A 24549-nucleotide genomic window follows, 5' to 3' on the forward strand; every position below is an offset into this window, starting at 1 on the left:
TTTAGAAGTCCACGCCGGTCTGGTCGCGCAGCTCGGCCAGAGCCGCTTCGCCGTCAAACCCGTCTTCAGCGATAGCTTCAGCCCAGGATGCCTCGCGAATGGCCGCCATAGCTTTGATGGCTTCCAGCAACTCAACAGGCGCATCGTTGATCGCGATGCCAGCTTCTTCCATGACAACCAGCGCACGCTCGTCGGAATTGTTCCACGCTGTGCCGACACGTTCGGCAAAGGCCTCACCGGAAATGGCTTCAATGGCGGCCTGATCTTCTTCGGAGATACCTTCCCAGGCTGCTTCGTTCATCACCAGGAACCAGGTGGTGTTGTAGAGCCCGCCGGGCACCCGCAAAGTGTGCTGCAGATCTTCGGTGAGATTGAAGGCGGTCACAGCTTCGTAGGTGAAGGTCACGCCATCGATCACGCCGCGGGAAAGTTTTTCAAACACTTCACCGGAGGACATGAACAGCGTTTCCGCGCCCAGATCCGACATCAGATCGGAAATGTAGCCGCCTGGTACGCGGATTTTCAGGCCATCAATGTCAGCCTGCGTTTCGATCTGGCGGACATTGTTATGCAACACGCCAGGGCCGTGGACGAAGAGACCAAGAAGCTTGACGCCCTCATGCTCAGCCTGGGCATCGAGCATACCTGAATAGACATTCCAGAAGGCTGTTGAGCCGGACACGGCATCATCGCCGAGGAATGAGAACTGACCAATTCGGGACCGTTCGAAACGATCATCGGTGGTGAAGGAATGCAGGCCGTAGGTGATGTCAGCGATGCCGTCGGCGGCCATATCGTAGTGGGCAGGTGGCGCGCCAAGCGGGCGAGCCAGAATGCGAACGGTCACGCGGCCTTCGGTGACCTCGGCCACCTCTTCAGCCCAGGGGCGCATCGCATCGACAACGATGGGGTGGCGTGGCGGCAGCCAGCTGGACATGGCCAGTGTGGTATCGGCGAGCACAGCGCCCGACGTCAGGAACGTCGCTCCAACCGCGACAGCAGCCATCGTCTTGCCGACATTCAGTAAATTGAGTTTCATGTGGTCATCCTCCCTTTGGATTGGCTTTCAAACATCGGCCGCGCCTCTCAGGACGCTGAAATTGCCGATAGGAATGCTGCAACGATTATCCCCGCGTCTGTGATGCGCCTCAAATAATCGTTGCATTTGATACGATCATTCAGCGCAGCGCTGCCAAAGTCAAGAAAATTATTGCACATGCAACGACTTTTCCGCCAAAGTGTTGAGAACGAGAAAAGGTGTGCGCCATGACCTCAGCCCAAACTACAGCCCTGCCGGACTTCGATCTGGAGCGATATTTGCCTTATCGGTTTGTCGTTCTGGCCGCGCGGCTAAGCAGCAAGTTGGCCCGGCAGTACAAGAGGGAGTTCGGCATATCGATCCCTGAATGGCGTGTGCTCTTGAATGTCGGATACACCGAGGATCTTTCGATCCGGGACATCGAGCAGCGTGTCAGCCTTGAGCGCTCAAAGGTCAGCCGCGCCGCGACAAAGCTGGAAGCCAAAGGCTATCTGGCCAAGCAGATCGACCCTCGCGACAAGCGCTTGCTGAAGCTAACTCTCACACCTGAAGGCACAGAGTTGCTGACCAAGCTTATCCCGATTGCTGATAAATTTCAGGCTGAGCTGAACCAGATCCTTGGAGAGGACACCGACGCACTCCACTTGGCACTTGACCGTTTGATGGAAGAAACCGACTAGTCGGTGCGTCAACTGTCGCGCTACGCCGTCTTTTCTGTATGTGTGGCCACGGCAGCTGCAAGCGCCTTCAAACCGGCTTCTAGGTTGGCCCGATCCTCGGCGGTCATGTTGCCCAGAATGGCGTCGGCCTGACTCTGCACGCTAGGGAAGACTTCTGAGAACAGCGTGTGGCCCTCCGGCGAGCACGTGTAAACCCGCAGCCTTCTGTCAGAGGCCGGAACAGACCTGCTGATCAGTCCTTTCTCTTCCAACTTCTGAGCGGCACGGCTGACCTGAACCTTATCGAGCGTAGTGCGCTTGGCCAGCTCCAGCGAACTCAACTCGCCGGCATCGGCCAACAGAAGCAACAACCGCCATTCCTCGCGCGACAGGCCATAAGTCCGCCCATAAACCTCCACCAGTTTACGTGAAAAGGCTTCAGCAGTGGCTGCCAGCAAATAGGGGAAGTAAGTTTCAAGCTTCATGAATGGTTCCAGAAGAGCGGTCAATTCGATTGTTTCATATGCAACAAATTGACCTGCGTCAAAAGTTAAGGTAGTGGTTTGCGCTATTCATTGCAAATGCAATGATTAAAAGGAGGAAACAATCATGACGGCGCAAAACCTGAAGTTGGACCAAATCCACCACGTAGCGTACCGGTGCAAGGACGCCAAGGAAACGGTCGAGTTCTATACCAAGATGCTCAACATGGATTTCGTGTTGGCAATCGCTGAGGACAAGGTACCCTCTACCCACGAGCCTGACCCCTATATGCATCTGTTCCTGGATGCCGGTAACGGCAATGTGCTGGCATTCTTCGAGCTGCCAACAAAGCCGGAAATGGGTCGTGATCCAAATACGCCGATCTGGGTGCAACACATCGCTTTCAAAGTGAAAGACCGGGAAACCCTGCTTGGCTTCAAGGAGCATCTGGAAGCCAATGGTGTCGACGTGTTGGGTGTGACCGATCACTCAATCTTCCATTCGATCTACTTCTTTGACCCCAACGGCCACCGCGTTGAATTGGCCTGCCCAGACCCTGACGAAGAGGCCATGATCAAGCGCTTGGACGAAGTTAAATGGGACATGCTGGAGGAATGGTCGCGCACGAAAAAAGCGCCCCAGCACGCGGACTGGTTGCACGCCAAAGAGCTGGACAAGAAGAATGTGGGAACGGGCGATGCTTAATACCTACGACTTTCCCGAGTTTGACTATGTCCAGTCGCCGGAGCAGAAGTCGGGCGACATGCTGCGCCACGATGTGGTGGTGGTTGGTGCAGGCCCGATGGGCCTCACCGCTGCGCTCGATTTTGCTGCGCGCGGTCTGAAGGTTGTGGTCCTTGACGACAACAACACGGTCTCGGTCGGTTCACGTGCTGTCTGCTACGCTAAGCGCCCACTGGAAATCTGGGATCGTCTGGGCGTTGCCAAACCGATGCTCGACAAGGGCATTGAGTGGAAGCTTGGCCGCGTCTTCTTTCGCGACAAGGAGGTCTACACGTTCGACCTGCTGCCTGAAGAGGGTCACAAGATCCCCGCGTTCATCAATCTTCAGCAGTACTATCTTGAAGAATATATGGTCGCCGCGTGCGAGCAGAACCCACTCATCGATCTGCGCTGGAAGCACAAGGTTGTGGCGCTGCATTCGCACGACGATCATGCCGAGCTTGCCGTTGAAACGCCTGATGGCATTTTCAATATGGAGGCCAGTTGGGTGCTTGCCTGCGACGGTGCAAACTCTGACATCAGGCGCATGGTGGACGGCCAGTTCCAGGGCCAGTTCTTCCAGGACCGCTTCCTGATCGCTGATATCGTCATGAAGGCCGACTTCCCAACCGAGCGCTGGTTTTGGTTTGATCCGGACTTCCACCGTGGCCAATCAGCCTTGCTGCATAAGCAGTCTGATGATGTCTGGCGGCTCGATTTCCAGCTTGGCTGGGACAGCGATCCGGACGTCGAGAGGCGGCCTGAGAATATCATCCCGCGGGTCAAAGCGATGATCGGCGATGATGTGGAGTTCGAGCTGGAATGGGCATCTGTCTACCAGTTCGCTTGCCGCCGGATTGATCAGTTCCGTTATGGGCGGGTGCTGTTTGCTGGCGACGCCGCCCATCAGGTTTCACCGTTTGGCGCGCGCGGAGCAAACACCGGCGTGCAGGATATCGACAATCTTTCCTGGAAGCTTGCAGCCGTGATCCGTGGGGAAGCGCCGGAAGCCTTGATCGACAGCTATCATGAGGAACGGGCATTTGCTGCTGATGACAATCTGCTCAACTCCACCCGGTCGACGGATTTTATCACGCCCAAAAACAACGCATCGCGTCGGTACCGCAACGCTGTGCTGAGCCTTGCCAAGAGCCATGAGTTTGCCCGCCCGCTGGTGAACTCGGGCCGCTTGTCAACACCGACGCCTTATGTGGAGAGCCCGTTGAACACACCTGATCAGGATGACTGGAAGGGGCTCATGGTGCCTGGCACCTGCGCAGCCGATGCGCCTGTCAAAGTGGGTGGTCAGGATGCGTGGCTGCTGGAACAGTTTGGCGAAGGGTTCGCTCTTCTGGTCTTTGGGTTGGAAGCTAAACAGGTCGAAGCTGGTGTGTTCACGCCCAAACTGATCATTGCCGGCAAGGACTTTGAAGATACCAAAAGCCTGGCAGCACAGCGCTATGATGGGCGGGCCGGTGCGGTCTACCTTCTGCGTCCCGACCAGCATGTTGCGGCGCGCTGGCGCACATTTGATGTCGACAATATCCGGGCAGCCATAGCCCGCGCCACCGCAGGAGCTGTGTCATGAGCCTGATTCTGAAGTCCAACATCAAAAACCCCGATGCGTTCTACGAGCTGCTGACGGACGCGCAGCGCGACATGTCAGACGAGGAAGCCAACGACATGAACGCACGGCTGGTGCTGATCCTGGCCAATCAGATCGGTGATCTCAACGATCTGAAAGAGGCTACCGATCTAGCGAAGCACGGCTAATCGGCCGATCAGATATTGGGGGGGCGAACCGCCCGCCCCTCATGACATCATTGTCCAATTCCGGCCGCAACGGCATCGTTCAGCGCGGAGGCACACGCTGTGTTGGTTTCTCTCGAAAGGGAGCGAATACCTGTGTCGGCGAGAATGTCGCTCAGCGCGGTTAGCTCTCGATTCATGCCTCGATTGACGACCGAAACGATACGGTCGCCTAGGGCCAAACAGGCTTCGCCGTTCGTCGGCGCAGTAGGTTGCGTTGGACGAGAAGGCTGTGACGCGGCACTTGGACCCCATGCCACACCATCATCGGCCAGTATTCCTGCGGCGATCAGTTGCGCCATCACCTGAGCACAAGCCTGGTCAGACGCGTTCCTGACATCACTGATACCGTTTGACTGAAGTGCACCGAGCACAGCACGACGCGGGCCGGCCTCGCCTCCCCGCAAGAAAGGCCGGATCGCACCAGCTAAAGCATCGCAAGCTGCCAAAGAGCCACTTGGCTGTGATGATGGTGTTGGCGCAACGGGCGTGCTGTTTTCACCAAACTGTCGCGCCAACGAGCGAACCTGCTCTGGTGAACTCATTCCTTCCATTGCCAACAATTCCAACAACGCCAAGCAGTCACCTTCGGTGGCTGAAAACACATCGGTCATAGGGATTGACTGCATGCTACTGGTGAAGATCGCCGACACAGTGCGGTTGTTGACCGCTTCTACTGCCTGATCGATGACCAGGACCTCACGGCACGCATTGCTGAGACCTTGAGGTTGGACTGGCGACGGTGATGGCGGCGTACCATTGCTCGGTCCGACAGTTGCTTGCACTGCGACAGACGGCGCATCCACGATGCCTTCCATTTCCAGCAAATCCAGAAGCCGACCGCACTGGTCTTCATTGGCGGCAAAGAGGTCCATGATGCCAACCTCATCAATCAGCTGGCCAAACAGGCCACTCAGACGGCGATTGTTGGCTTGCTCAATCGCCACCGCAATCTCATTGACGGTTGTGCAGTTTGCTCCTGTGTTGCGAACAGCACGTTGGCTGGGCGTTGATATAGCTGGCTGGTTTGCGCCAGACGCAAGAAGACTTTGAATGGTTGGCGAGGCCGCGATCATATCGAGTGCCCTCTGGCACTTGTCAGGGGTTTGCACGCCACCAAAGGCCAGATCAGTGGATACATAGATACCGCGCAGCTCTTGGATGATATCGGTGTTGCCCATTGCGTTGATGCGCGCGCTGACGGCCTCCAACCGTGCGCAGCTGTCCCCCGCAACGGTTCCGGGCTGAGGAGATGAACCTGGGGTGACGGCTTGCCCACCACCTTGCTGAACGCCCGGCACGCCTCCAACAGGACGGAGCTGCATTTCGATGAAAAACTCCGCGATGGGGCTCGTTCCATCAAGCACCAGCAGTGGTGTTGGTCCGCTCAGATCGCGCATGGTGACCGTCACAGTGGCTGGAATACCGGCCCATTCCCCAAAGGAACCTGTCCAAACACCCCCAGGGCCGCGACGCATCGTTGGCTGGCCTGGAAAGACTGCTGCTGGCAGGTTGAGGTGTGCGGTTGAATCATCAACAGGCGTCAGGCTTACCGTGCCACCAGGATCAACTGGCGTCGGTTGGGTTTGCCCCATCATCGTGACCGTACCGCTGCCACCGATGATCTCAAATGTTTGAGGCGCACCACCTGACTGGCGACCGGAAGCACCTTGCGGTGGTTGAACTGGACTGCCGGTGAGATGCCGCATTTCTATCCAGCCATTCAGCCCTTGGTAGACTATAACGCACCAGTTGCCTTCGCATTGATTGGTAACCGTGACGTCGCATTGCCCGATGCCGATGCCACCAAGCACGGCGCTCTGTGCATTGGGTTGGTCATGAATGGTAAGGGCTGAACCATTGGGAGCGCTGCCAACACAGGTGTTCGGGTCGGCGAGCGACGGCGATGAGGTGAGCGCCAATTGGGTCACCAAAGCCATGGCAACGGCGATAACAGTTTTCCAGCTCATGAATAGGCTCCGTTGCTTGGTTGGGCGTGCAAGGGGTGATCACCGCGGTGCATCGGGCATCGTGACCTCGATCACCTGATCATCGCCTGGACCCAGTTCAAACACTGCTTCAGCCGAGCGGCGTGGACCGTCATCCCAAGCCTCAAAGCGAACGGTGTAATTGCCAGGCAGAAGGAAGTACTGATCACTGCCGATTTTGCTTGCGATGTGATCGTTTTGATCGATCGGGCCGCGATAAACCTGATGGCGCAGATCAAAACTTGTCAGCTCGCTTCCATCGGAGTTGAAGGCTCGGAAACCAACCCGAGCGGTTGATGCGATGACCTCCTGTTCGACCACGTCCCCTGTCGAAACCGTAAAGGCTGCTGTGCCCGGCGACATGCTTTCAAGTCGGGTGACGATCAGCGCGGCCTCATAGCGACCTGGCGGAACAATCTCGCGCGCTGTCTGCGTGAACACGGTGAAGGATTGGCCGGTATCGACATTGCGAATGTTCCAACTGAAATCCGTGTTCGAAAGACCAAACCCATCGTTTAGCATCACCGCATGCAGGTCCAGCGTTCCGGCGCCGAAGACCAGATCAACTTCTGTTCTCTCTGTTGCGGTCAGCGTGATGTCTTCGCTGGCCTCCAAACCCCGGTTGGTGCTCGCAGTCAGTCTATAGCGACCAGGTTCGATAAAACGCTCAAAGCTTGGCACGGCCGCCAAAAATGGAACGGAGGCCAGGTCAATCTGCGGATCGAGCGGCTCAAGATCCCATTCAACGCGAATGGGGTCCTGTGTTGTCAGTGGCTCACTGGCAGCATCCAATCGAACTGTGGCAAACAGGTTTTGTTCAACCGGTTCCAATTCAGGCTCTGCCGGAGGTGCTGGCGGCTGTGGCGGCACAAACGCCACGGTCTGCGTCAACGCCTCACCCAATGCATCTGCGTCTGTGGCTTGGAAGTAGCGACCACCGGTGTTTTCCGCCAAGCACGCAACCTGCTGACCCTCTTCGTCAGTCAGCCCAAAACCGATCACATGGGTTGTGAAATCAATTCCCAAGCTCTCAAGTTCGTTGGCCAACGCACAAGGATCGGCCTCGCAGGTCTCCAATCCATCGGTGATAAGAATGATCGTGGCTCGTTCTTCGGTGTAGCGCAGTTCCAGAGCGGCCCGGCGCACTGCCTCTGACAATGGCGTTTTCCCGCGTGGGTTCAGCGTGTTGACGGCCTGAGATATTGGCCCAGCCGTTGTGGCTACTGGGCCCGTTTGGACCAACATTTCGATATCATTGCAGTCACCGCGCCGGTTGTGGCCATACGCCATCAAACCCAGTTCCATGGAAGGTGGGAAAGATGGCAATACGCGCGCCAGAGTATCGCGCGCGGTCACGATCTTATTCACCCCATCGATCTGGCCCCACATTGATCCGGAGCCATCGAAAACCAAAATTGCCCGTTCCAAGTCGGCTTGTTGAGCGTGTGCAGGCAGACCGCAAAAGGCCAGCAGCCCTAAGCCTGCTGCACACCCACGTTTGAGAAGTCCAATCACTGTCAGCCTCGCATAAATCGGTTGGGCCGCGGTTGAGACCATGCGGCGTTCGTTGACGTAATCACCGGCTTCAGGGTGAGTGCTGTGACGTCGGTCACATCGCTTTGCTTCGTCACCAGTCTTGGACGCATGGATCGTAGACCCCATCGATTGCGCCTTCGGTTTCCTCACGGGTGGCGTTTTCCACGAAGCTCGGCATGTTCATGGCCAGGTCGTTGCGCAGCAAATGGATGGGATTGCGCGTGCATGATGCATCATGGCGGACAACTGTGCCGTCTTCGAACGTAACAGCAAGTGTGTCCCGCCAGCCATCATCGCAACTGTCAGGGCTTATGCCTTCCATATCGGGAAGGGCGGGCGCTACTGCGCCCCAGAACCGCGCGAAATAGCCATCTTCCGTCCAACGGGTGATCCGCGAGTTGGGATTATCTGAATAGGGGCTGTCAACGCGCACCGAACTATCATCTGCATGATGGATCATGGCTGTCACGCCATCAGCCTCGCTACCAGCAGCCAAGCAGATGCTGACTGGTTCGTTGGCGCTTGCAGTACCGGCCATCAAGTTTAGGGCAAAGCCGAAGGAAACGGCGGTTTTCACGAGGGTGGTCATGCGCATCATCCTGGTTATCTCATTGGCCCCACAACTTAACAGCTATAAAAAGCTGATAGGGCCAGTATGGACCAGCTACTGAAATCCATAGGGGAGATGATACCGCTCTGCCGAACCACTAGATGTATTGGAAGAGCAGTGGTCCTACGTTGGCGCGGTTGGAAAGTTCGGTTTTGCGCAGAAGCGCTTCACTGTGGCGCCGTGCTGTGTGCGGGCTGATGGACAGGCGCCGAGCAATTTCTTTGTCGCGCAAACCCTCGGCAATAAGCGCGGCCACCTCGCATTCTCTGGGCGTGAGGCCATAGGCGCGCGCCAGATCTCGGTTAAGTGCCCTACCCGATTGCGGCTCGACCCAGATGTGGACCTCTGGATTCCCGTTGAAAGCTCTGCCGATGCGCGCGCGCAACGTGTGGTGCCTTTGGCCTATCTTGGCGCGACGTACAGGTTGGACCAGAGCGCGGCCCGGATTTCGCAGTAAGGCCTGCGTCGAATCTTGCGCCATTGAGAGGATCGCCGCGAGCATGTCTTTGCGATTGTCGTCTGCAGCAAGATAGGTCTGAAGCTCTGCGCTGAGGAACAGAAGGGCGCCATCGATGCTCACCACAGCTAAGGGTTTACCAGCGCCTTCCATGGCGTCTCTGGTTTCCAAATAGCTGCGCTTCAGGCGAGCGCGGAAGGCGATGGCAGCCTCAAAGGCCGGCGTGAGCAATTGAAGTATCTGGTGGCGCTCATCGTCATGTTCAGGAAAATCCTTGTGCCCAAAGCCAGCAATTAGCATCGCTTCGCCACGAACCAACGGCGCGGAAATGGCCATCTGACGTTCCAGGCCGACCGGCTTAAAAACTTCTTGATGCAGTTCCATCGACTCGCGGATACGGCGGTTGTACAGCGGCGCATCATGGTAGGCGCCCACACCGCTGGCCCGAATGATGCGGTGCAACGCCGAGGCATAGTCCTCGCGAAAAAGGCTAAAGCCATCATCGTCAAAGCCCTCAAAGTGCGAAGCGATGCCATCTGCAAATGTTTGACCGATGGACCGGCTGTAGACGCCCAATCTTTCCTGACCAGACTGGTCAGACGGCTCTTCCGGCTCAATGAAATACAAATGGTCTGTGCCCAGCAGTGCACCCATGGAGGAACAGACATCGTCGGCCCACACATCGGTTGGAGAATCGTAGCCAGAGAGTATGGCGGCCTGAATCTTGTTGATCGCTTCGAGCATTCGCTTGGATCTCCGCAACAATTCCCCACTGAAACTTAAGCGTTTTTCAGCCTATAGGGCAACTGCCCCATTGCTTCGGCGCCGCATCGGCGCACACGCTTGCTACCAACAACCGCTGGATAGCAGGGCTATGAAACATCAGATAAAAAACGCCACGGGCTACGAACGGTCTGGCGAAGATGCTGCATCATCCCTGCCATCGCTGGAGGATGCCTGGATCAACGCTCTCGGGGCATTGGAGCGACTGGGTTTTCCCAATGCCACTTGCATATTGCGCCACCAACACTTGCCGACGGGGCTTTGTGTTTTGCGCTCCAATACGGCGTTATCAAACGTTGCTGGTTTGGCGGTGCGCGAGCTTCCGGATGCCGCATGTCGTGGCGGTTTCACGATCTCTCTTGGTGTCGATCAGAGGGCTGGATGGATTCTGGAACCAGTTGATAGCGATAGCTTGATGAGACCCGATCGCAAGGTAGCGGCAAAACGGATCGCGATTCAAAGCTACGCGCTTTTTATGCGCATCCTGGATGACCAAGTGGCCTCTGAAGCTGAACCAAAAAGTCTAAGTCGGCGCGAGAAGGAATGCCTGACGCTTCTGGCACAAGGAATGCGCACGCAGCGCATTGCCGAACAGATTGCTATTTCTCCAGTAACGGTCGAGTTTCACTTCAAAAATGCACCTAGAAAACTCGGTGCGCTCACCCGCGAGCAAGCTCTGGCGATTTCGGTTCAGAACGGATGGGTGCAGGTATGAACCGCAGCAAACAGGGCATATCTCTGCTCGCACACGCCCTTCTGATCGGTGCGCTTGTTGTTCAAACGCCCTCAGTTTCAAGCGCAGACAGCGCGTGACAGCGCATCGTTCAACAGTGTGCAGGATACATCACGTGCCCGTCCAATCTTACCCCATCTCAAGCTCGTTCAATGCGCGGGATGGGTGTGTCGCTGGACCAGTCTTTACGATGGTGTGCTGCTGGTTTTGGCTGTCCAGAAGGCATGACCCAGGACGATGCGATCGACCGCATTCAGCGTGAGACCGATTGGGAGCAATTCACCGGTGATCAGACGGAAAGCGGTTAAGAAGACTTAAGTTTTGATCAGGAGGAGACTTCTGCTCCAAATGAGATGGAAACCACTGATGATTTGATTTTCTCTCAATACGAGGCTGCTGGTTCGATAGCGGCTGCTGCCGCGGTCGAGGCGGCCAGGTCACCATCCTCCCGCTGTAAAAGGGAACGATATGGCACCCAACGACCTCCGCGTTGCGCCAGATCAACAGAAATCCGGCGATATACGTCATCATTGTTCCGCAGAAAGAGGAGCAATGGCGATGAACAAAGCAAGTGTTTTGGTCTTGACCAACGGCCACGCAAGTTCGGCGGATATAGACAGCTTGTGTGGCGCCGCAACCAAACGCGACCTGCATCTATCCGTGCTTGTTTTGGGACGTTTGCCTACCATACCCATCTACAGCACGGGAATGGGTGGCATCGCGGCCATTGGCGACTATGGCGATTGGCAAAAGGAGCTGGAAAGCACCAAGGCTGACTTAGAATCCCGAGCAGAGAGCGTCAGGAATACACTTGTTGATCGCGGTGTGACCTGCGACGTCAGCGTGTTTTCAGCAGACCCGGGAGCCTTCGCTGATGCGCTGGCGCGACGTGCTCTCACATGCGATTTGGTGATGGTTCTGGACGATGTGCGCGCCGACAACGAGCTGTTTGACAACGCCATGAGCTCAGCTCTGTTCCATTCACCGGCTGCCGTTGTTCTTAACGGCCTTAGTGCGCGGAGTCCTTTTTCTCCAAAACGGGTTCTTATCGGCTGGAACTCCGGACTTCCCGCATCGCGCGCTATCCGGGCTGCCATGCCAATGCTGCGGGACGCGGATGATGTGACGGTGGCCATGTTCGACCCTGTGATGACCGCACTTCGTGACGGCGAGAACCCAGGATCAGATGTGGCCTATTGGCTCAGCCATCAGGGTTGCAATGTCACTGTGCAGCAATACCCAAGCGGTGGTTTAGAAATTGCTGACAGTCTTTTGCAACGAGCACGCGAGGTTGAAGCCGATCTTGTTGTCATGGGCGCCTATGATCACTCCCGGATGCGTCAGATTCTGTTTGGTGGCACCACGCGCAGCATGATCGGGCAAACCGATATGCCCGTGTTGTTTGCGCATTGAACAGAGCGCTGACTAAGCAGCAGCGGGCTCGGGTTGGATACGCCTGAGAGCCTGGAAGGCCGCATACTGCGACAGGAACACTTTGCCGGTCATATGCTCTAAGAAAGAAGAACGTTGCAGCCGGTCCATAACGGGTCCTTTGACCTCTGAAAGATGAAGCGCAATGCCCATAGCTTTGAGACGATCATTGATCGTTTCAAGGCTTTCTAGTGCGCTTATATCCAGCTCGTTGACCGCGGAAAACATCAAGATGAGATGACGCAGTTCGCGGTCTGCGCTGACGCGAGCATAAATGTGGTCTTCCATCATGCGCGCATTGGCAAAGTACAGGCTTTCATCAATGCGTAGCGTGAGAACTTGCGGGTCCGTCTCAACATCGTGTCGCAGGATGTTGCGAAAATGCTCGCTACCAGGAACCAAACCGACCTCGGCAATATGCGGCCTTGAGGTTTTGTAAATATGGAGCAGCAAGGAGAGCACCACCCCGCTTGCCACACCTGCCTCAACACCAACCAGAAGCGTCAACAGCATGGTCAGTACAACCGCTGAAAAATCTGCGCGCGAATAGCGCCAGCTGCGTTGCAGGATTTTCAAATCCACCAGCGTAAGCACCGCGACAACAATCGTGGCGGCCAATGTCGCCTTTGGCAGAAAGAACAGATAGGGCGTCAGAAACAACGCTGCTAACGCAATGCCGATCGCCGTAAAAACACCAGCAGCGGGTGTGCGTGCACCAGCTTCAAAGTTGACCACCGAGCGGGAAAAACCACCAGTCACTGGAATACCACCAGCGACCGCAGATGCCACGTTTGCAGCACCCAAACCGACAAGCTCTTGGTTGGGCTCTATGCGTTGCCGTCGCTTGGCTGCCAATGTCTGTGCCACCGAGACGGACTCGACAAATCCAATCAGCGAGATCAGCGCGGCTGACCCCATCAATGCCAACCAGACGTCAGGATCGAAAGCGGGCATCTCGGGCGATGGCAAACCTGATGGCACCTCTCCAACAAGGCTGACACCATGGTTGCCCAAGTCGAACTGCCACGCAGCCCAGGTTGTAGCGACAACGGCAAAAACTGGTCCGGCTTTCACCAGTGGACCGATTAGCCCAACGGGCGTTCGCAGAGTTTTGAGCACCCTTGCAAGTCCACTGCGCACCCAAACCAGAAACACAGTTGCAAACACACCGATTATCAGGGTTGGAAGATTGATCTGGCCAAGAGACCTCGCAAGCTGACCGATAGTGTCCGGCAATGTGTGCCCTGAAACCGGCACCCCAAGAAGATGCTTCAACTGACTTGTAGCGATCAGCAAACCTGATGCGGTGATGAACCCCGATATGACCGGGTGACTGAGAAAGTTGGCCACAAAACCAAGCCGTAGAGCACCCATGGCCAGCAAGATCAAACCCGAAAGCAAGGCCAACACACCGGCAGCTGCCACAATGGCGGTCGCTGATTGTAGATTGAGCTCGGCCAACGCCGCAGCTGTCATCAGCGAGACAATGGCGACCGGTCCAACTGAAAGAGTGCGGCTGGAACCAAAAACGGCGTATGCAATCAAAGGGGCAATGGACGCATAGAGTCCCACCTCGGCAGGCACACCAGCCAGCAAGGCATAGGCCAGAGACTGTGGGATCAGCATGATCGTCACAACAATGGCCGCGATACCATCACCCATCAAGTCGGCGCGGCCATAGCCCCGCCCCCAGTCCAGGACTGGCAAGAACCGCGAAAGACGCCGTTCCAAATTTGGGTTGCTCATGCGTTAGCTCGACAAGCGTGCTGCTGGGCCAAGACCATGCCAAAGCGTGGTTGAACGATTGCCGCTGCGACAATAGGCCAGAACTGGTTTGGGCAGTCGCGTGAAGAGCCGCTCGAACGCCGCACGATCGTCATCTGTGGCACCTTGCGGCGCGATGGGTAGAAAAGCGGCCTCTATTCCGAGCTCTCGCGCTGATTGGGCAATGGTGTCGAAGGATTCCTGGTTCCGGCTTTCCCCCTCCGGTCGATTGCAAACAAGCGCCTTGAATCCTGATCGTGCTATTTGAGGCAAATCGACCGAGCTGATCTGGCCGCAAACGGCATAGGTTTCACTGATCGTACGGATGTCCATGACACGCCATGCTCCTAAAGCCCGTTGACGGGCACTTTGAGGAACGTTTTTCCGTCCTCATCGGCGGGCGGAAGTTGCCCGGCCCGCATGTTCACTTGCAGGGAAGGAATGATCAGTTTGGGCATGGCCAGCGTCGCATCTCGCGCTTCCCGCATGGCAATAAAGTCTTCTCGTGACGTGCCACCGCCAACATGAACGTTGTGCGCTTTTTCGTCTGCGACCGTGGTTTCCCAGCGGATTTCGCGACCGTTGGGGCCATAGTCGTGGCACATGAAAAGTCTGGTTTCATCCGGAAGACCAAGGACCCTTTGGATGGAGTCGTAGAGTTGCCCTGCATCACCGCCCGGAAAGTCCGCTCGAGCCGATCCGCCATCTGGCATGAACAGGGTATCACCGACAAAGGCGGCGTCGCCGACCACGAAAGTAAGGCATGCAGGCGTATGGCCTGGCGTGTGCATGATCTCCACCTGCATGGCGCCAACACGTATGGCATCGCCATCTTCCAACAGACGGTCGAACTGGCTCCCATCGCGGGCAAACTCAGTGCCTTCGTTGAACACTTTTCCAAACGTGTCTTGAACGATGGTGATGTTCTTACCGATACCGATCTTCCCGCCTAATTTGTCCTGCAAATAAGGTGCGGCCGATAGGTGGTCGGCATGCACATGGGTTTCCAGAAGCCAGTCAACCTTCAAACCGTTGGCTTGCACGTGCTCGATAACGGCATCAGCATGATCGAAGGTGATACGGCCGGCTGCGTAGTCGATATCCATGACTGAATCGATGATTGCGCAGCTTTCTGAGGCAGGATCTTTGACGACATAGGTGATGGTGTTGGTGGCCTCATCGAAGAAGGCGGTGACATTGGGTTTCACGTTAGATTGGGTCATCGTTCTACCTCCCTTTGGCTTTCAAATTGGTTTGGGTTTGGCTTGGCGCTGCGCCGTCAGGCGCATCAAACTGCGCGCGGCAAATATTCCCACCACCAGTGCCAGTGTGAAAACAAAAACATTGGGATCAAGCGTTCCAAGCGCTGGCAGTGCTCCGCCAGGACAGAAACCAGCGATGCCCCATCCAACGCCAAAGAGAGCCGAACCACCGATCAAGCGGGCATCAAGGTCGCGGCGGGTTGGGATATCGAAAGTTGGCTCGCAGACTGGGCGCTCGCGCTTCAGAACGATGCGATAGCCGATGAAGGTCACCAGCAAAGCGCCTCCCATAACAAACGCAAGACTTGGGTCCCAAGTCCCGGCAACGTCGAAAAAGTTGATCACTTTGGCAGGATTGGCCATGCCGGACAGAGAAATGCCGACTCCAAAAATCAGACCAATCAAATAGGTGAAGAGATGACGCATCATATCGCACCTCCAAACAGGTGGCGGACTGCAAAAACGGTGAGCCCCGTGGTCACCATGAAGGTAAGCGTTGCCATGATCGAGCGCCTGGATAGGCGTGCCATGCCGCACACACCATGACCTGATGTGCAACCGGCCCCATAGGTTACACCAACGCCGACAATAACTCCCCCGATGATCAATGCGGCTGTGCTCATAGGCACCTGGATCGTTGGCATGTCACCAAAGAGCAGCTTGTGGACAATGGGCCCCGTCACCACCCCGGCAAGCAAAAGCGCACGCCATGTCCAATCAGACCGATCAGCGGGCGTTAGCAGCCCAGCCAAAATGCCAGTCGCACCGAAAATGCGCCCGCGCACGGCCATCAACAGTACACTCGCAGCGCCGATTAACAGCCCGCCGGCGAGCGAGGCTATAGGGGTGAACTCTGTGACCAACACTCAACTCCGGCAGGTTGAAAGGCCAAGCAGGCGATAGGCCGGGCAAAAGCGGAAAGCAGCCGTGCCGACAAGCACGAGACCCACTGCGATCATCACGTAAGAAACCGTTCCGCTGGCCGCCAAGCCGAACAGTCCCAAAAACGGTGCGGCAATCAAAAACAGCCCAACCAGCCCGCGAACAACGCGGTCGGCATTTCCAACATTGATGCTCATGTCCATTGATCCCTTATCGATTGTGTGCCGGCGCTATAACGGCCGCCATAGTCAGCCGTCTGTAACCAAGTCACACAAGGATCGAGTGGAGGATCAGCTTTAAGCGGCTGCGTGATCGCTGCTGTGGGCAAAACGGTCGAGGGCAGCTCTGTCAATCAATGTCAGTGTGCCTCGGCCAAGCGATAGCCAACCGCGCCGCTGAAACTCTTGCAATTGCCGCGAGATCACCTCACGCGCCGTTCCCAGTTCGATGGCGAGATCTTGATGCGTGGCGTTCACATCATCGCTTTGATCGGCCATCTCCAGCAGCTTGGCGGCCAGTCTAAGGTCGACACGGCGAAAGGCCACCTCCTCGATAACGGTCAGCAAGTCCGTGATCCGATGCGAATAGGCTTTGAAAATGAGATTGCGAAAAGCATCCGATGTTGAGACCAGGTCGTCAAACACCGCTTGTGGGATGACAACGACATCAAGGTCGGTTTCGGCAAGGCCGCTTGCAGCGTAGTCCTCATGGGCAAGCAAGCACGCCGTCGTCAAGATACAGCTTTCTCCGGCATGCACGCGATAGAGCACCATTTCCCGACCAGTCTCAGCGAGCTTCTGCACACGCAACGTGCCTGAGACCAAGAGATAAAGGTTTTCCGCCGGATTACCCGGACCAAAAACCTCTGTACCAGCCTTCACATGCTGCAAGCGCGCATGGCGAATGATATGTGCTTTCAGCTCTTCGGGCAGGCGTTGAAGAAACGGCAACTGATGATCGTGAATGGTCACTGGAGACAATCCTTTCGGCGATCACAAAACAGTAGCGGTAAGAGCCCGTTTGCCGTTGACCTTGCTCAACGGTTTGAAACGAAGAGGCCAGAAAGCACTAGTTTTGTGTCAGGAGCTGGTAACCAGGTCTGGTCACAGCCCGCACCGTGGTGATGGGATGCTTGTCGATCCAGGTGCTTCGCTCAATCACCAACAGTGCGGCGCCAAGCGGTGCGGCCAGTTTGTCTGCTGTCTTTTGATCGGCCTCAACGGCGTAAAACCGCAGGTCACAGCGTGTGTAGGGCTTGTTGCGCACCAGCCACTCATTGGCACTGTTGGCGGCCAAATCAACGTCGAGAATTTCAGGAGATGTTTCGGTGCTAATCCACCGATCTTCCAAAATGTAGGGGCGTTGGTCGGCCAGGTGCAAAGCATCCACATGCAGCATTGTTGTCGGCTGGCTTAGGGCAAAATTGGCGCGCACCCATGGTGCGATGTCTTCAACGATACGGTTCAACAGCTGGTAGCCATAGATGCCGCCGCGTTGCTCCACTTCCTTTCGAGTGATGGGGATATCCAGCGTGGTGCGGGTTACCGGATCGGTGCGCACCTGGGTGCCACCCTTGCGCTTGCGCTCCACGATGCCTGCGTCTGACAAATCCTGCATGGCCCGCTGCACTGTACTGCGCGCGCACCCGAGGTCTCTAGCGATATCCTCATCACGGGGTAGCTTGTCGCCGGGACGATAGGTCCGGTCCAATATCTGGGCGTGGATGTGATCGCGGACATCGGTCCAGGAAAGGCGATTGGCGGTGGTCAAATGTCTTGGCCCAACTGTTCAACAGTGGATTGGAAAGCTCGCATGATACGCTCTCGATCTGAATGCAGACCATTGGACACCATATGGCGGCCTGCACTCCACACATGTTCAATGCAATCATTCCCGTGGCCGCCGAATATCAAGCTGTCGAGCGCTGTGTCACCTTGGCGGCTGCAAAGCCATGGATTGTCGGTGCTGATCCCTATGAGGTCAGCCCAAGCGCCTTCGATGATTTCACCAGATGCTCTCTTAGCTGCTTGAGCGCCACCTTGAACAGCACCTTCAAAAAGAACGCGACCGGTTGATTTGACCTGGGTGGCCAAAGCAGCGCGAGAGCGATCGCGCAGGCGTTGGGAATATTCCAGAGTGCGTAACTCATCGAAGAGAGAAATATGGATGTTGGAATCTGAACCAACGCCAAAAGCTCCACCCTCGCCAAGATACTGGATACCATTGAAAATCCCATCTCCCAGACTCAACTCGGTGATGGGGCACAACCCAGCAACGGCACCGGTTTGTGCCAAGCCTCTTGTCTCGTCTGGCGACATCTGCGTGCAGTGAATAAGACACCAGTTGGCATCAACCGGATAATTCTCGAGCAGCCATTTTGTTGGGCGCGCACCGGTGTGAGCCTGGACTTCTTCTACCTCTGCAATCTGCTCGGCTAAATGCATGTGAATAGGCCCTTCACCGGTCAACGACAGAGTTGCAGCAAGACCATCCTCATCAACCGCACGCAAAGAGTGCGGGGCCACGCCGATGGAAAAATCGGCCCCGCCTTTTTTGATTGCTGCCAATGCCTGGGCGTGCAGCTCAACGAAACGATCTGGCGTGCACCCGAAACGCCGTTGCCCACCTTCCAATGCGCGTTTGTTGCATCCACCAAACTGATAAAGCACAGGCAAAAGGGTAAGCCCGATCCCGGTGTTCTGCGCTGCTGCCACGATGCGCTCGGACATCTCAGCCTGATTGGTATAGGGCGCGCCGCCGACGCCATGGTGCAGATAGTGGAACTCAGCAACGCTGGCATAGCCAGTTTCCAGCATCTCCATAAAAACCATCTCAGCGATTGTCTGCACATGGTCTGGCGTAAGCTGATCAAGATACCGGTACATCAATCGCCTCCACGTCCAAAAACTGTCGCTCGGATCGGGGCCACGTGCTTCGGTCAGGCCCGACATTGCGCGCTGAAACGCATGGCTGTGCAGATTGGTAGGAGCTGGCAGCAAAAGATCGACTGTTAGAGCTGATGAAGCGCCCCGTTCTCGCACACGCTCAATGCGTCCATCGTCACCAATGTGGACCTGCAAGTCAGCTTTCCAGCCTTTGGGTGTAAGCACCTGTTTTGCTTCGATGATTTGCAAAGCCGCGACTCCATTGACAACAATATGTATCTACATATTAATGATAAGCACGATCTTTATGTGGAACAACCCATGCTCAACCCCTACGTTCTTGTCGATGTCACGGTCGCCACAATGGCGCCTGGTAACGACGGATACGGATTGGTTCGGGATGCTTCGCTTGTCGTCGTAGATGGCCATATTACTTGGATAGGGCCATCTGGAGACCGACCGGAGCACTACACAGACCTCGAAGAAAAACCGTGCGGAGGTCGACTGATCACGCCGGCCCTCATCGATTGTCACACCCACATCGTCTATGGCGGCACTCGCGCACGCGAGTTTGAGATGCGTCTCAACGGAGCCAGCTATGAGGACGTCTCCCGCGCGGGTGGCGGCATCGTCTCGACCGTTTCGGCGACCCGCAACCAAAGCGAAGTCGACTTGCTGCATGCGGCGCTGGTACGCGCTGACGCTTTGATCGCGCAGGGTGTGTCAGCTATCGAGATCAAATCAGGCTACGGGCTTGATTATGACACGGAACTGAAGATGTTGCGTGTGGCTCGCAAGATCGGGGAGCAGCGCCCAGTCCGTGTGATCACCACGTTCCTTGGCGCCCATGCGGTGCCCGATGGGATGGATGCCGATGTCTACATCGATACGGTGTGCATCCCGGCGCTTGAAACCGCCCATGCTGAAGGTTTGGTGGATATGGTGGATGGCTTCTGTGAAGGCATCGCGTTCAGCGCCACCCAAATCGAGCGCGTCTTCGAGAAGGCGCAAGCGCTAGGCTTGCCGGTCAAGCTGCACTCGGACCAGCTAAGCAACATTGGTGGCACACCTTTGGCCACCCAGTTCGGTGCGCTGTCCGTGGATCATGTGGAATACGCCACCGATGCTGATGCCAAAGCCATGGCGCAGGCAGGAAGCACCGCGGTGCTGTTGCCGGGTGCTTTCTACACCCTGCATGAGACACAAAAACCGCCTGTGCAGGCTTTTCGCGACCACCATGTTCCAATGGCTGTTGCCACTGACTGGAACCCGGGCTCGTCACCGTTGGGATCGCTCTTACTGGCTATGAACATGGCCTGCACGCTGTTTGGCCTCACTCCGGCAGAGGCACTTGCAGGCACCACATGCCATGCCGCGCGCGCTTTGGGACTGGATGATTGCGGTGTCATCGCGACAGGTAAACGAGCTGACTTGGCGATCTGGAATATCGAGGAGCCAGGAGAACTTGCCTATGGCATCGGGATCAACCCGCTCCACACCCGTGTTTTTGGTGGAGTGATGGAGCGATGATCCTAGAGCCAGGCGCAACATCTATCGCTCAGTTGGAAACCCTTTGGCGCGGTGACGGCATTGCCCGCCTCACCCCGTCCGCCAAAGAAAGCGTCGATGCCTCAGCTGCAGCCGTCCTGCGGGCCTCACTGGGTGACCAAGCAGTCTACGGGGTGAACACTGGTTTTGGGAAACTGGCCTCCGTCAAAATTCCCGCTGAAGATACCTCGCGTCTTCAACGCAACTTGGTCCTTTCGCACTGCTGCGGCGTTGGCGAGCCTCTGGAAGAGCCAACAACGCGACTTATGATGGCACTCAAGCTTTTGTCGCTTGGTCGCGGCGCCTCCGGCGTTCGGTGGGATTTGTGTGCGCTGATCGAAGCGATGCTCGAACGGGGCGTCATCCCAGTCGTACCGGTCCAGGGCTCTGTTGGAGCATCGGGTGATCTCGCCCCACTGGCGCATATGGCGGCGGTGATTATCGGGGAAGGTGAAGCTTTTTTCGATGGCACTCGCATGCCTGGCGGGGAAGCTTTGGAGCGCGCCAATCTCACTTCTTTGGTCCTTGGGCCCAAGGAAGGCCTGGCACTGATCAACGGCACCCAGTTTTCAACTGCATGTGCATTGGCGGGCCTGTTCGATGCTTGGCGTATGGCGAGCAACTCGATCGTGACATCGGCCATGTCTACCGATGCCATTATGGGGTCAACCGCCCCGCTGACACCGCAAATCCATCAACTGCGTGGCCATCGTGGCCAGATAGGCGTGGCCGAGGCCATGGCCAACTTGATGCAAGGCAGCGCTATCCGCGAAAGTCATCGCGATGGCGACAGCCGCGTGCAGGACCCCTATTGCATTCGCTGTCAGCCGCAGGTCACTGGCGCCGCCCTCGACATGTTTCGCTTTGCAGCGCAAACACTGGAAACAGAAGCGAACGCCGTCACCGATAACCCGCTTGTTTTGTCATCGACTGGTGAGATTGTTTCTGGCGGCAACTTCCATGCGGAGCCTGTCGCTTTTGCTGCCGATATGATTGCGCTTGGCGTATCCGAAGTGGGCGCCATTGCGCAGCGCCGGATCGCGCTGATGGTTGATCCTGCTCTGTCTTTTGACCTGCCACCATTTCTAACGCCTGACCCCGGCCTCAACTCCGGTTTGATGATCGCTGAGGTCACATCAGCCGCGCTGATGAGCGAGAACAAACATCTGGCAAACCCGTGCTCAACCGACAGCACACCGACCTCTGCCAACCAGGAAGACCATGTCAGCATGGCAGCCCACGGGGCACGACGCCTGCGAAAAATGACGCAAAACCTGTCAGTCATTCTGGCTGTTGAGGCGATCTGTGGTGCTGAAGGCATTGCCGCCCGCGCGCCGCTTGAAACCTCGCCGCGCTTGCAGACGGCAATCGCCAAACTGCGCACCGCCGTGCCGCCACTGGGCGAGGACCGATATCTCTCTACTGATATTCACGCCGCCGCTGCCTTGGTGGCTAAAGGGGAGCTGACCAAAGCAACTGATGTGGTGTTGGCGTATTGACGTTTCTTGAGGTTACACCGGGTTCAAGCCCATTGGTTCTGGGCCTGCCGCACACCGGCACTGATCTGCCCGAAGACTGTGCTGCGCGTTTAAACCAGCGCGGCCTCGAGATCGCTGACACCGACTGGCACATTCACGATCTTTACGCAGGATTGATCGAGAACGTCTCATGCGTTCGCACCACAGTTCATCGCTATGTGATCGATGTGAACCGCGACCCAAGTGGGCAAAGTCTCTACCCTGGACAAAACACCACCAGCCTTTGTCCAACCACCGATTTCGACGGCAACACGATCTACTACGACGGCCAAGAACCTGACGCCGCAGAGGTTGCGCGTCGTCAGGCTCTCTATCATGCGCCCTATCATACCGCACTGGAAGCTGAGCTCGCCCGCGTACGCGATCTTCATGGGTTCGCCATCCTTTACGATTGCCACTCGATCCGTTCACACATCCCGTTCCTGTTTGATGGCACATTGCCAGATTTCAATATCGGCACGAACCTCGGCACCACCTGCGACAGCACAATTGAGAAAGCGGTCGGCGACATCTGTGCAGACGCCCAAGGTTTTAGTGCAACTATCAATGGCCGCTTCAAAGGCGGCTGGACGACACGCCACTACGGACGCCCTTTGGATGGCTGGCACGCGATCCAGATGGAGCTGGCGCAATCCACCTACATGCTTGAGCAGCCGCCATGGACCTATGAGCCAGCGCTGGCCGAGAGTCTTCGCGGCCATCTGAAAACGATCCTTCAAACTTTGCATAACTGGAAGCCTCAATGAGCGACCCCCGCCGGAACAGCCGCGATATCTATCCACCGACAGGATCAGAGCTGAATGCCAAAAGCTGGATGACGGAAGCGCCGCTGCGGATGATGATGAACAATCTTCACCCCGATGTGGCCGAGAACCCGCACGAACTTGTGGTCTATGGTGGAATCGGGCGGGCCGCACGAACGTGGAAAGACTTTGATCTGATCGTCGACAGCCTCAAAGAGCTTGAGGAAGACGAGACGCTGGTCGTTCAATCCGGCAAGCCGGTTGCAGTGGTCAAAACCCACAGCGATGCACCGCGGGTTTTGATCGCGAACTCCAATCTGGTGCCGCAATGGGCGACATGGGATCATTTCAACGAACTCGATAAGAAGGGTCTGGCCATGTATGGCCAGATGACCGCAGGGTCTTGGATCTACATCGGAAGCCAAGGCATCGTTCAAGGGACCTATGAGACCTTCGCGGAAGCGGGCCGTCAGCACTATAAAGGTGATCTGACAGGCAAGTGGATCCTTACCGCCGGTCTGGGTGGAATGGGTGGTGCACAGCCACTTGCAGCCGTCATGGCTGGGGCGTGTTGCCTTGCTGTTGAGTGCAATCCAGACAGCATCGATTTTCGCCTGCGTACCCGCTACATCGACGAAAAAACCGACAGTCTCGACGAGGCGTTGGCGATGATCGAGCGCTGGACGAAAGCTGGCGAGGCCAAGTCTGTCGCATTGCTTGGCAACGCAGCTGACATTTTCCCGGACCTTTATGCCCGTGGTATCCGCCCCGACATCGTGACGGACCAAACGTCAGCACATGATCCAACACATGGCTATCTTCCTCAAGGTTGGACGATTGCTGAATGGAAAGCCAAGCAGGAAAGCGAGCCCAAAGAGGTCGAAAAAGCGGCGCGCGCAAGCATGAAAACGCACGTGGCGGCCATGGTCGATTTCTGGAACGCCGGCGTGCCAACGCTCGATTATGGGAACAACATTCGCCAGGTCGCACTAGAAGAGGGCTTGGAAAACGCCTTTGCCTTCCCAGGCTTTGTGCCAGCCTACATCCGCCCTCTGTTCTGTCGTGGTATCGGGCCATTCCGTTGGTGTGCTCTGTCGGGTGATCCGGAGGACATCTACAAAACCGACGCGAAGATGAAAGAGCTCTTCCCAGACAATGCTCATCTGCACAACTGGCTGGATATGGCGCAGGACCGTATCGCGTTTCAGGGCCTACCAGCGCGGATCGCTTGGGTCGGGCTGGGTGATCGCCATCGCGCCGGACTGGCTTTCAACGAAATGGTGGCGAGCGGCGAGCTGAAAGCGCCCATCGTCATCGGCCGAGATCATTTGGACAGCGGCTCTGTTGCGTCCCCAAATCGTGAAACCGAAGCCATGCTTGATGGCTCAGATGCCGTCAGTGACTGGCCGTTGCTCAACGCGCTGGTGAACACGGCCTCAGGTGCAACTTGGGTAAGCCTCCACCATGGCGGAGGGGTTGGCATGGGCTTCAGTCAGCATGCCGGTGTCGTGATCTGTGCGGACGGAACACCAGAGGCGGCCAAACGGATTGAACGGGTTCTTTGGAACGACCCGGCCAGCGGTGTATGGCGCCACGCGGATGCTGGATACGAAACCGCGCGCGCCTGTGCGCAGGAAAACGGGCTGAAGCTGCCCGCAATACTAGGTTGAACCCAC

At 56.6% G+C, this 24549-nt stretch carries 26 protein-coding genes; 11 read left to right on the forward strand and 15 right to left on the reverse strand.

Features of this window, described 5'->3' with window-relative positions; translation table 11 throughout:
• Position 1: 1 nt before the first annotated feature.
• Complete coding sequence (locus ABWH92_RS17535; RefSeq protein ID WP_375570591.1) at positions 2 to 1039, reverse strand: TRAP transporter substrate-binding protein; 1038 nt, start codon at positions 1037 to 1039, stop codon at positions 2 to 4.
• A 227-nt stretch (positions 1040 to 1266) separates the two neighbouring features.
• Between ABWH92_RS17535 and ABWH92_RS17540 the strand changes: the two genes are divergently transcribed.
• The gene (locus ABWH92_RS17540; protein WP_375570593.1) at positions 1267 to 1719 is read left to right on the forward strand and encodes a MarR family winged helix-turn-helix transcriptional regulator; all 453 of its coding nucleotides are present in this window, start codon (positions 1267 to 1269) and stop codon (positions 1717 to 1719) included.
• Between the two features lie 20 nt (positions 1720 to 1739).
• Here the strand turns inward: ABWH92_RS17540 and ABWH92_RS17545 are convergent, their stop codons facing one another.
• A complete protein-coding gene (locus tag ABWH92_RS17545; RefSeq protein WP_375570595.1) occupies positions 1740 to 2183 on the reverse strand; it encodes a MarR family winged helix-turn-helix transcriptional regulator in 444 nt (147 codons plus the stop codon).
• Positions 2184 to 2322: 139 nt separating this feature from the next.
• On the opposite strand from ABWH92_RS17545, the gene ABWH92_RS17550 reads away from it, so the two are divergent.
• From ABWH92_RS17550 to ABWH92_RS17560, 3 genes are read left to right on the forward strand one after another with little or no spacing between them, the layout of a single operon-like run.
• Positions 2323 to 2886, forward strand: a complete 564-nt coding sequence (locus tag ABWH92_RS17550) for a VOC family protein (RefSeq protein WP_375574282.1) — start codon at positions 2323 to 2325, stop codon at positions 2884 to 2886.
• On the forward strand, positions 2879 to 4492 hold the full coding sequence (locus tag ABWH92_RS17555) for an FAD-dependent oxidoreductase (RefSeq protein WP_375570597.1): 1614 nt from the start codon (positions 2879 to 2881) through the stop codon (positions 4490 to 4492). Before ABWH92_RS17550 ends, ABWH92_RS17555 begins: the two co-directional genes overlap by 8 nt.
• Complete coding sequence (locus tag ABWH92_RS17560) at positions 4489 to 4677, forward strand: DUF2783 domain-containing protein (protein WP_375570599.1); 189 nt, start codon at positions 4489 to 4491, stop codon at positions 4675 to 4677. The genes ABWH92_RS17555 and ABWH92_RS17560 overlap by 4 nt, the downstream gene beginning before the upstream one ends.
• A gap of 47 nt (positions 4678 to 4724) precedes the next feature.
• Here ABWH92_RS17560 and ABWH92_RS17565 read toward each other — a convergent pair whose 3' ends face one another.
• The 4 genes from ABWH92_RS17565 to ABWH92_RS17580 form a co-directional block, all read right to left on the reverse strand.
• Positions 4725 to 6683, reverse strand: a complete 1959-nt coding sequence (locus tag ABWH92_RS17565; RefSeq protein WP_375570601.1) for a hypothetical protein — start codon at positions 6681 to 6683, stop codon at positions 4725 to 4727.
• A gap of 39 nt (positions 6684 to 6722) precedes the next feature.
• On the reverse strand, positions 6723 to 8363 hold the full coding sequence (locus tag ABWH92_RS17570; RefSeq protein ID WP_375570603.1) for a VWA domain-containing protein: 1641 nt from the start codon (positions 8361 to 8363) through the stop codon (positions 6723 to 6725).
• Positions 8329 to 8826: a hypothetical protein gene (locus tag ABWH92_RS17575; protein WP_375570605.1), complete on the reverse strand. Its 498-nt coding sequence runs from the start codon at positions 8824 to 8826 to the stop codon at positions 8329 to 8331. Before ABWH92_RS17575 ends, ABWH92_RS17570 begins: the two co-directional genes overlap by 35 nt.
• A gap of 118 nt (positions 8827 to 8944) precedes the next feature.
• Positions 8945 to 10048 (reverse strand): LuxR C-terminal-related transcriptional regulator, encoded by a 1104-nt coding sequence (locus ABWH92_RS17580; RefSeq protein WP_375570607.1) that lies wholly within the window; start codon positions 10046 to 10048, stop codon positions 8945 to 8947.
• A gap of 307 nt (positions 10049 to 10355) precedes the next feature.
• Here ABWH92_RS17580 and ABWH92_RS17585 point away from each other — a divergent pair, with 307 nt between their 5' ends.
• The 3 genes from ABWH92_RS17585 to ABWH92_RS17595 all read left to right on the forward strand — a co-directional run bounded on the left by ABWH92_RS17585 (position 10356) and on the right by ABWH92_RS17595 (position 12233).
• Positions 10356 to 10802 carry a LuxR C-terminal-related transcriptional regulator gene (locus tag ABWH92_RS17585; RefSeq protein WP_375570609.1) on the forward strand — a complete coding sequence of 149 codons (447 nt, stop codon included), beginning with the start codon at positions 10356 to 10358 and terminating at the stop codon, positions 10800 to 10802.
• Between the two features lie 170 nt (positions 10803 to 10972).
• Entirely contained in the window at positions 10973 to 11128 is a 156-nt protein-coding gene (locus tag ABWH92_RS17590) for a hypothetical protein (RefSeq protein ID WP_375570611.1), read from the forward strand.
• Positions 11129 to 11378: 250 nt separating this feature from the next.
• Positions 11379 to 12233: a universal stress protein gene (locus tag ABWH92_RS17595; protein WP_375570613.1), complete on the forward strand. Its 855-nt coding sequence runs from the start codon at positions 11379 to 11381 to the stop codon at positions 12231 to 12233.
• Between the two features lie 12 nt (positions 12234 to 12245).
• Here ABWH92_RS17595 and ABWH92_RS17600 read toward each other — a convergent pair whose 3' ends face one another.
• From ABWH92_RS17600 to ABWH92_RS17640, 9 genes are all read right to left on the reverse strand, one after another.
• Positions 12246 to 13997, reverse strand: coding sequence for a SulP family inorganic anion transporter (locus tag ABWH92_RS17600; RefSeq protein ID WP_375570615.1), 1752 nt, complete (start codon positions 13995 to 13997; stop codon positions 12246 to 12248).
• A gap of 3 nt (positions 13998 to 14000) precedes the next feature.
• Positions 14001 to 14348 carry a TIGR01244 family sulfur transferase gene (locus ABWH92_RS17605; protein WP_375570617.1) on the reverse strand — a complete coding sequence of 116 codons (348 nt, stop codon included), beginning with the start codon at positions 14346 to 14348 and terminating at the stop codon, positions 14001 to 14003.
• A gap of 14 nt (positions 14349 to 14362) precedes the next feature.
• Complete coding sequence (locus ABWH92_RS17610; RefSeq protein ID WP_375570619.1) at positions 14363 to 15238, reverse strand: MBL fold metallo-hydrolase; 876 nt, start codon at positions 15236 to 15238, stop codon at positions 14363 to 14365.
• 21 nt (positions 15239 to 15259) lie between these two features.
• Positions 15260 to 15703 carry a DUF6691 family protein gene (locus ABWH92_RS17615; protein WP_375574283.1) on the reverse strand — a complete coding sequence of 148 codons (444 nt, stop codon included), beginning with the start codon at positions 15701 to 15703 and terminating at the stop codon, positions 15260 to 15262.
• Positions 15703 to 16140, reverse strand: a complete 438-nt coding sequence (locus ABWH92_RS17620; RefSeq protein WP_375570621.1) for a YeeE/YedE family protein — start codon at positions 16138 to 16140, stop codon at positions 15703 to 15705. The genes ABWH92_RS17615 and ABWH92_RS17620 overlap by 1 nt, the downstream gene beginning before the upstream one ends.
• Positions 16141 to 16143: 3 nt before the next feature.
• Positions 16144 to 16356 carry a DUF2892 domain-containing protein gene (locus tag ABWH92_RS17625; RefSeq protein WP_375570622.1) on the reverse strand — a complete coding sequence of 71 codons (213 nt, stop codon included), beginning with the start codon at positions 16354 to 16356 and terminating at the stop codon, positions 16144 to 16146.
• A 99-nt stretch (positions 16357 to 16455) separates the two neighbouring features.
• Positions 16456 to 17130, reverse strand: coding sequence for a Crp/Fnr family transcriptional regulator (locus ABWH92_RS17630; RefSeq protein ID WP_375570624.1), 675 nt, complete (start codon positions 17128 to 17130; stop codon positions 16456 to 16458).
• A 97-nt stretch (positions 17131 to 17227) separates the two neighbouring features.
• Positions 17228 to 17929, reverse strand: coding sequence for a GntR family transcriptional regulator (locus ABWH92_RS17635; protein ID WP_375570626.1), 702 nt, complete (start codon positions 17927 to 17929; stop codon positions 17228 to 17230).
• Entirely contained in the window at positions 17926 to 19293 is a 1368-nt protein-coding gene (locus tag ABWH92_RS17640) for a formimidoylglutamate deiminase (protein WP_375570628.1), read from the reverse strand. Before ABWH92_RS17640 ends, ABWH92_RS17635 begins: the two co-directional genes overlap by 4 nt.
• 72 nt (positions 19294 to 19365) lie before the next feature.
• On the opposite strand from ABWH92_RS17640, the gene hutI reads away from it, so the two are divergent.
• Genes hutI through hutU form a run of 4 tightly spaced genes read left to right on the forward strand, consistent with a single transcriptional unit; the run spans position 19366 to position 24543 of the window.
• The gene (gene hutI / locus ABWH92_RS17645) at positions 19366 to 20574 is read left to right on the forward strand and encodes an imidazolonepropionase (RefSeq protein ID WP_375574284.1); all 1209 of its coding nucleotides are present in this window, start codon (positions 19366 to 19368) and stop codon (positions 20572 to 20574) included.
• On the forward strand, positions 20571 to 22091 hold the full coding sequence (gene hutH, locus ABWH92_RS17650) for a histidine ammonia-lyase (RefSeq protein WP_375570630.1): 1521 nt from the start codon (positions 20571 to 20573) through the stop codon (positions 22089 to 22091). Before hutI ends, hutH begins: the two co-directional genes overlap by 4 nt.
• Positions 22088 to 22876, forward strand: coding sequence for an N-formylglutamate deformylase (gene hutG, locus ABWH92_RS17655; RefSeq protein ID WP_375570632.1), 789 nt, complete (start codon positions 22088 to 22090; stop codon positions 22874 to 22876). Before hutH ends, hutG begins: the two co-directional genes overlap by 4 nt.
• Positions 22873 to 24543, forward strand: coding sequence for a urocanate hydratase (hutU, locus tag ABWH92_RS17660; protein WP_375570633.1), 1671 nt, complete (start codon positions 22873 to 22875; stop codon positions 24541 to 24543). Before hutG ends, hutU begins: the two co-directional genes overlap by 4 nt.
• Positions 24544 to 24549: the final 6 nt, after the last annotated feature.

Origin of the sequence: Ahrensia marina (assembly GCF_042140245.1) — a bacterium.
Classification (GTDB): Bacteria; Pseudomonadota; Alphaproteobacteria; order Rhizobiales; family MH13; genus MH13.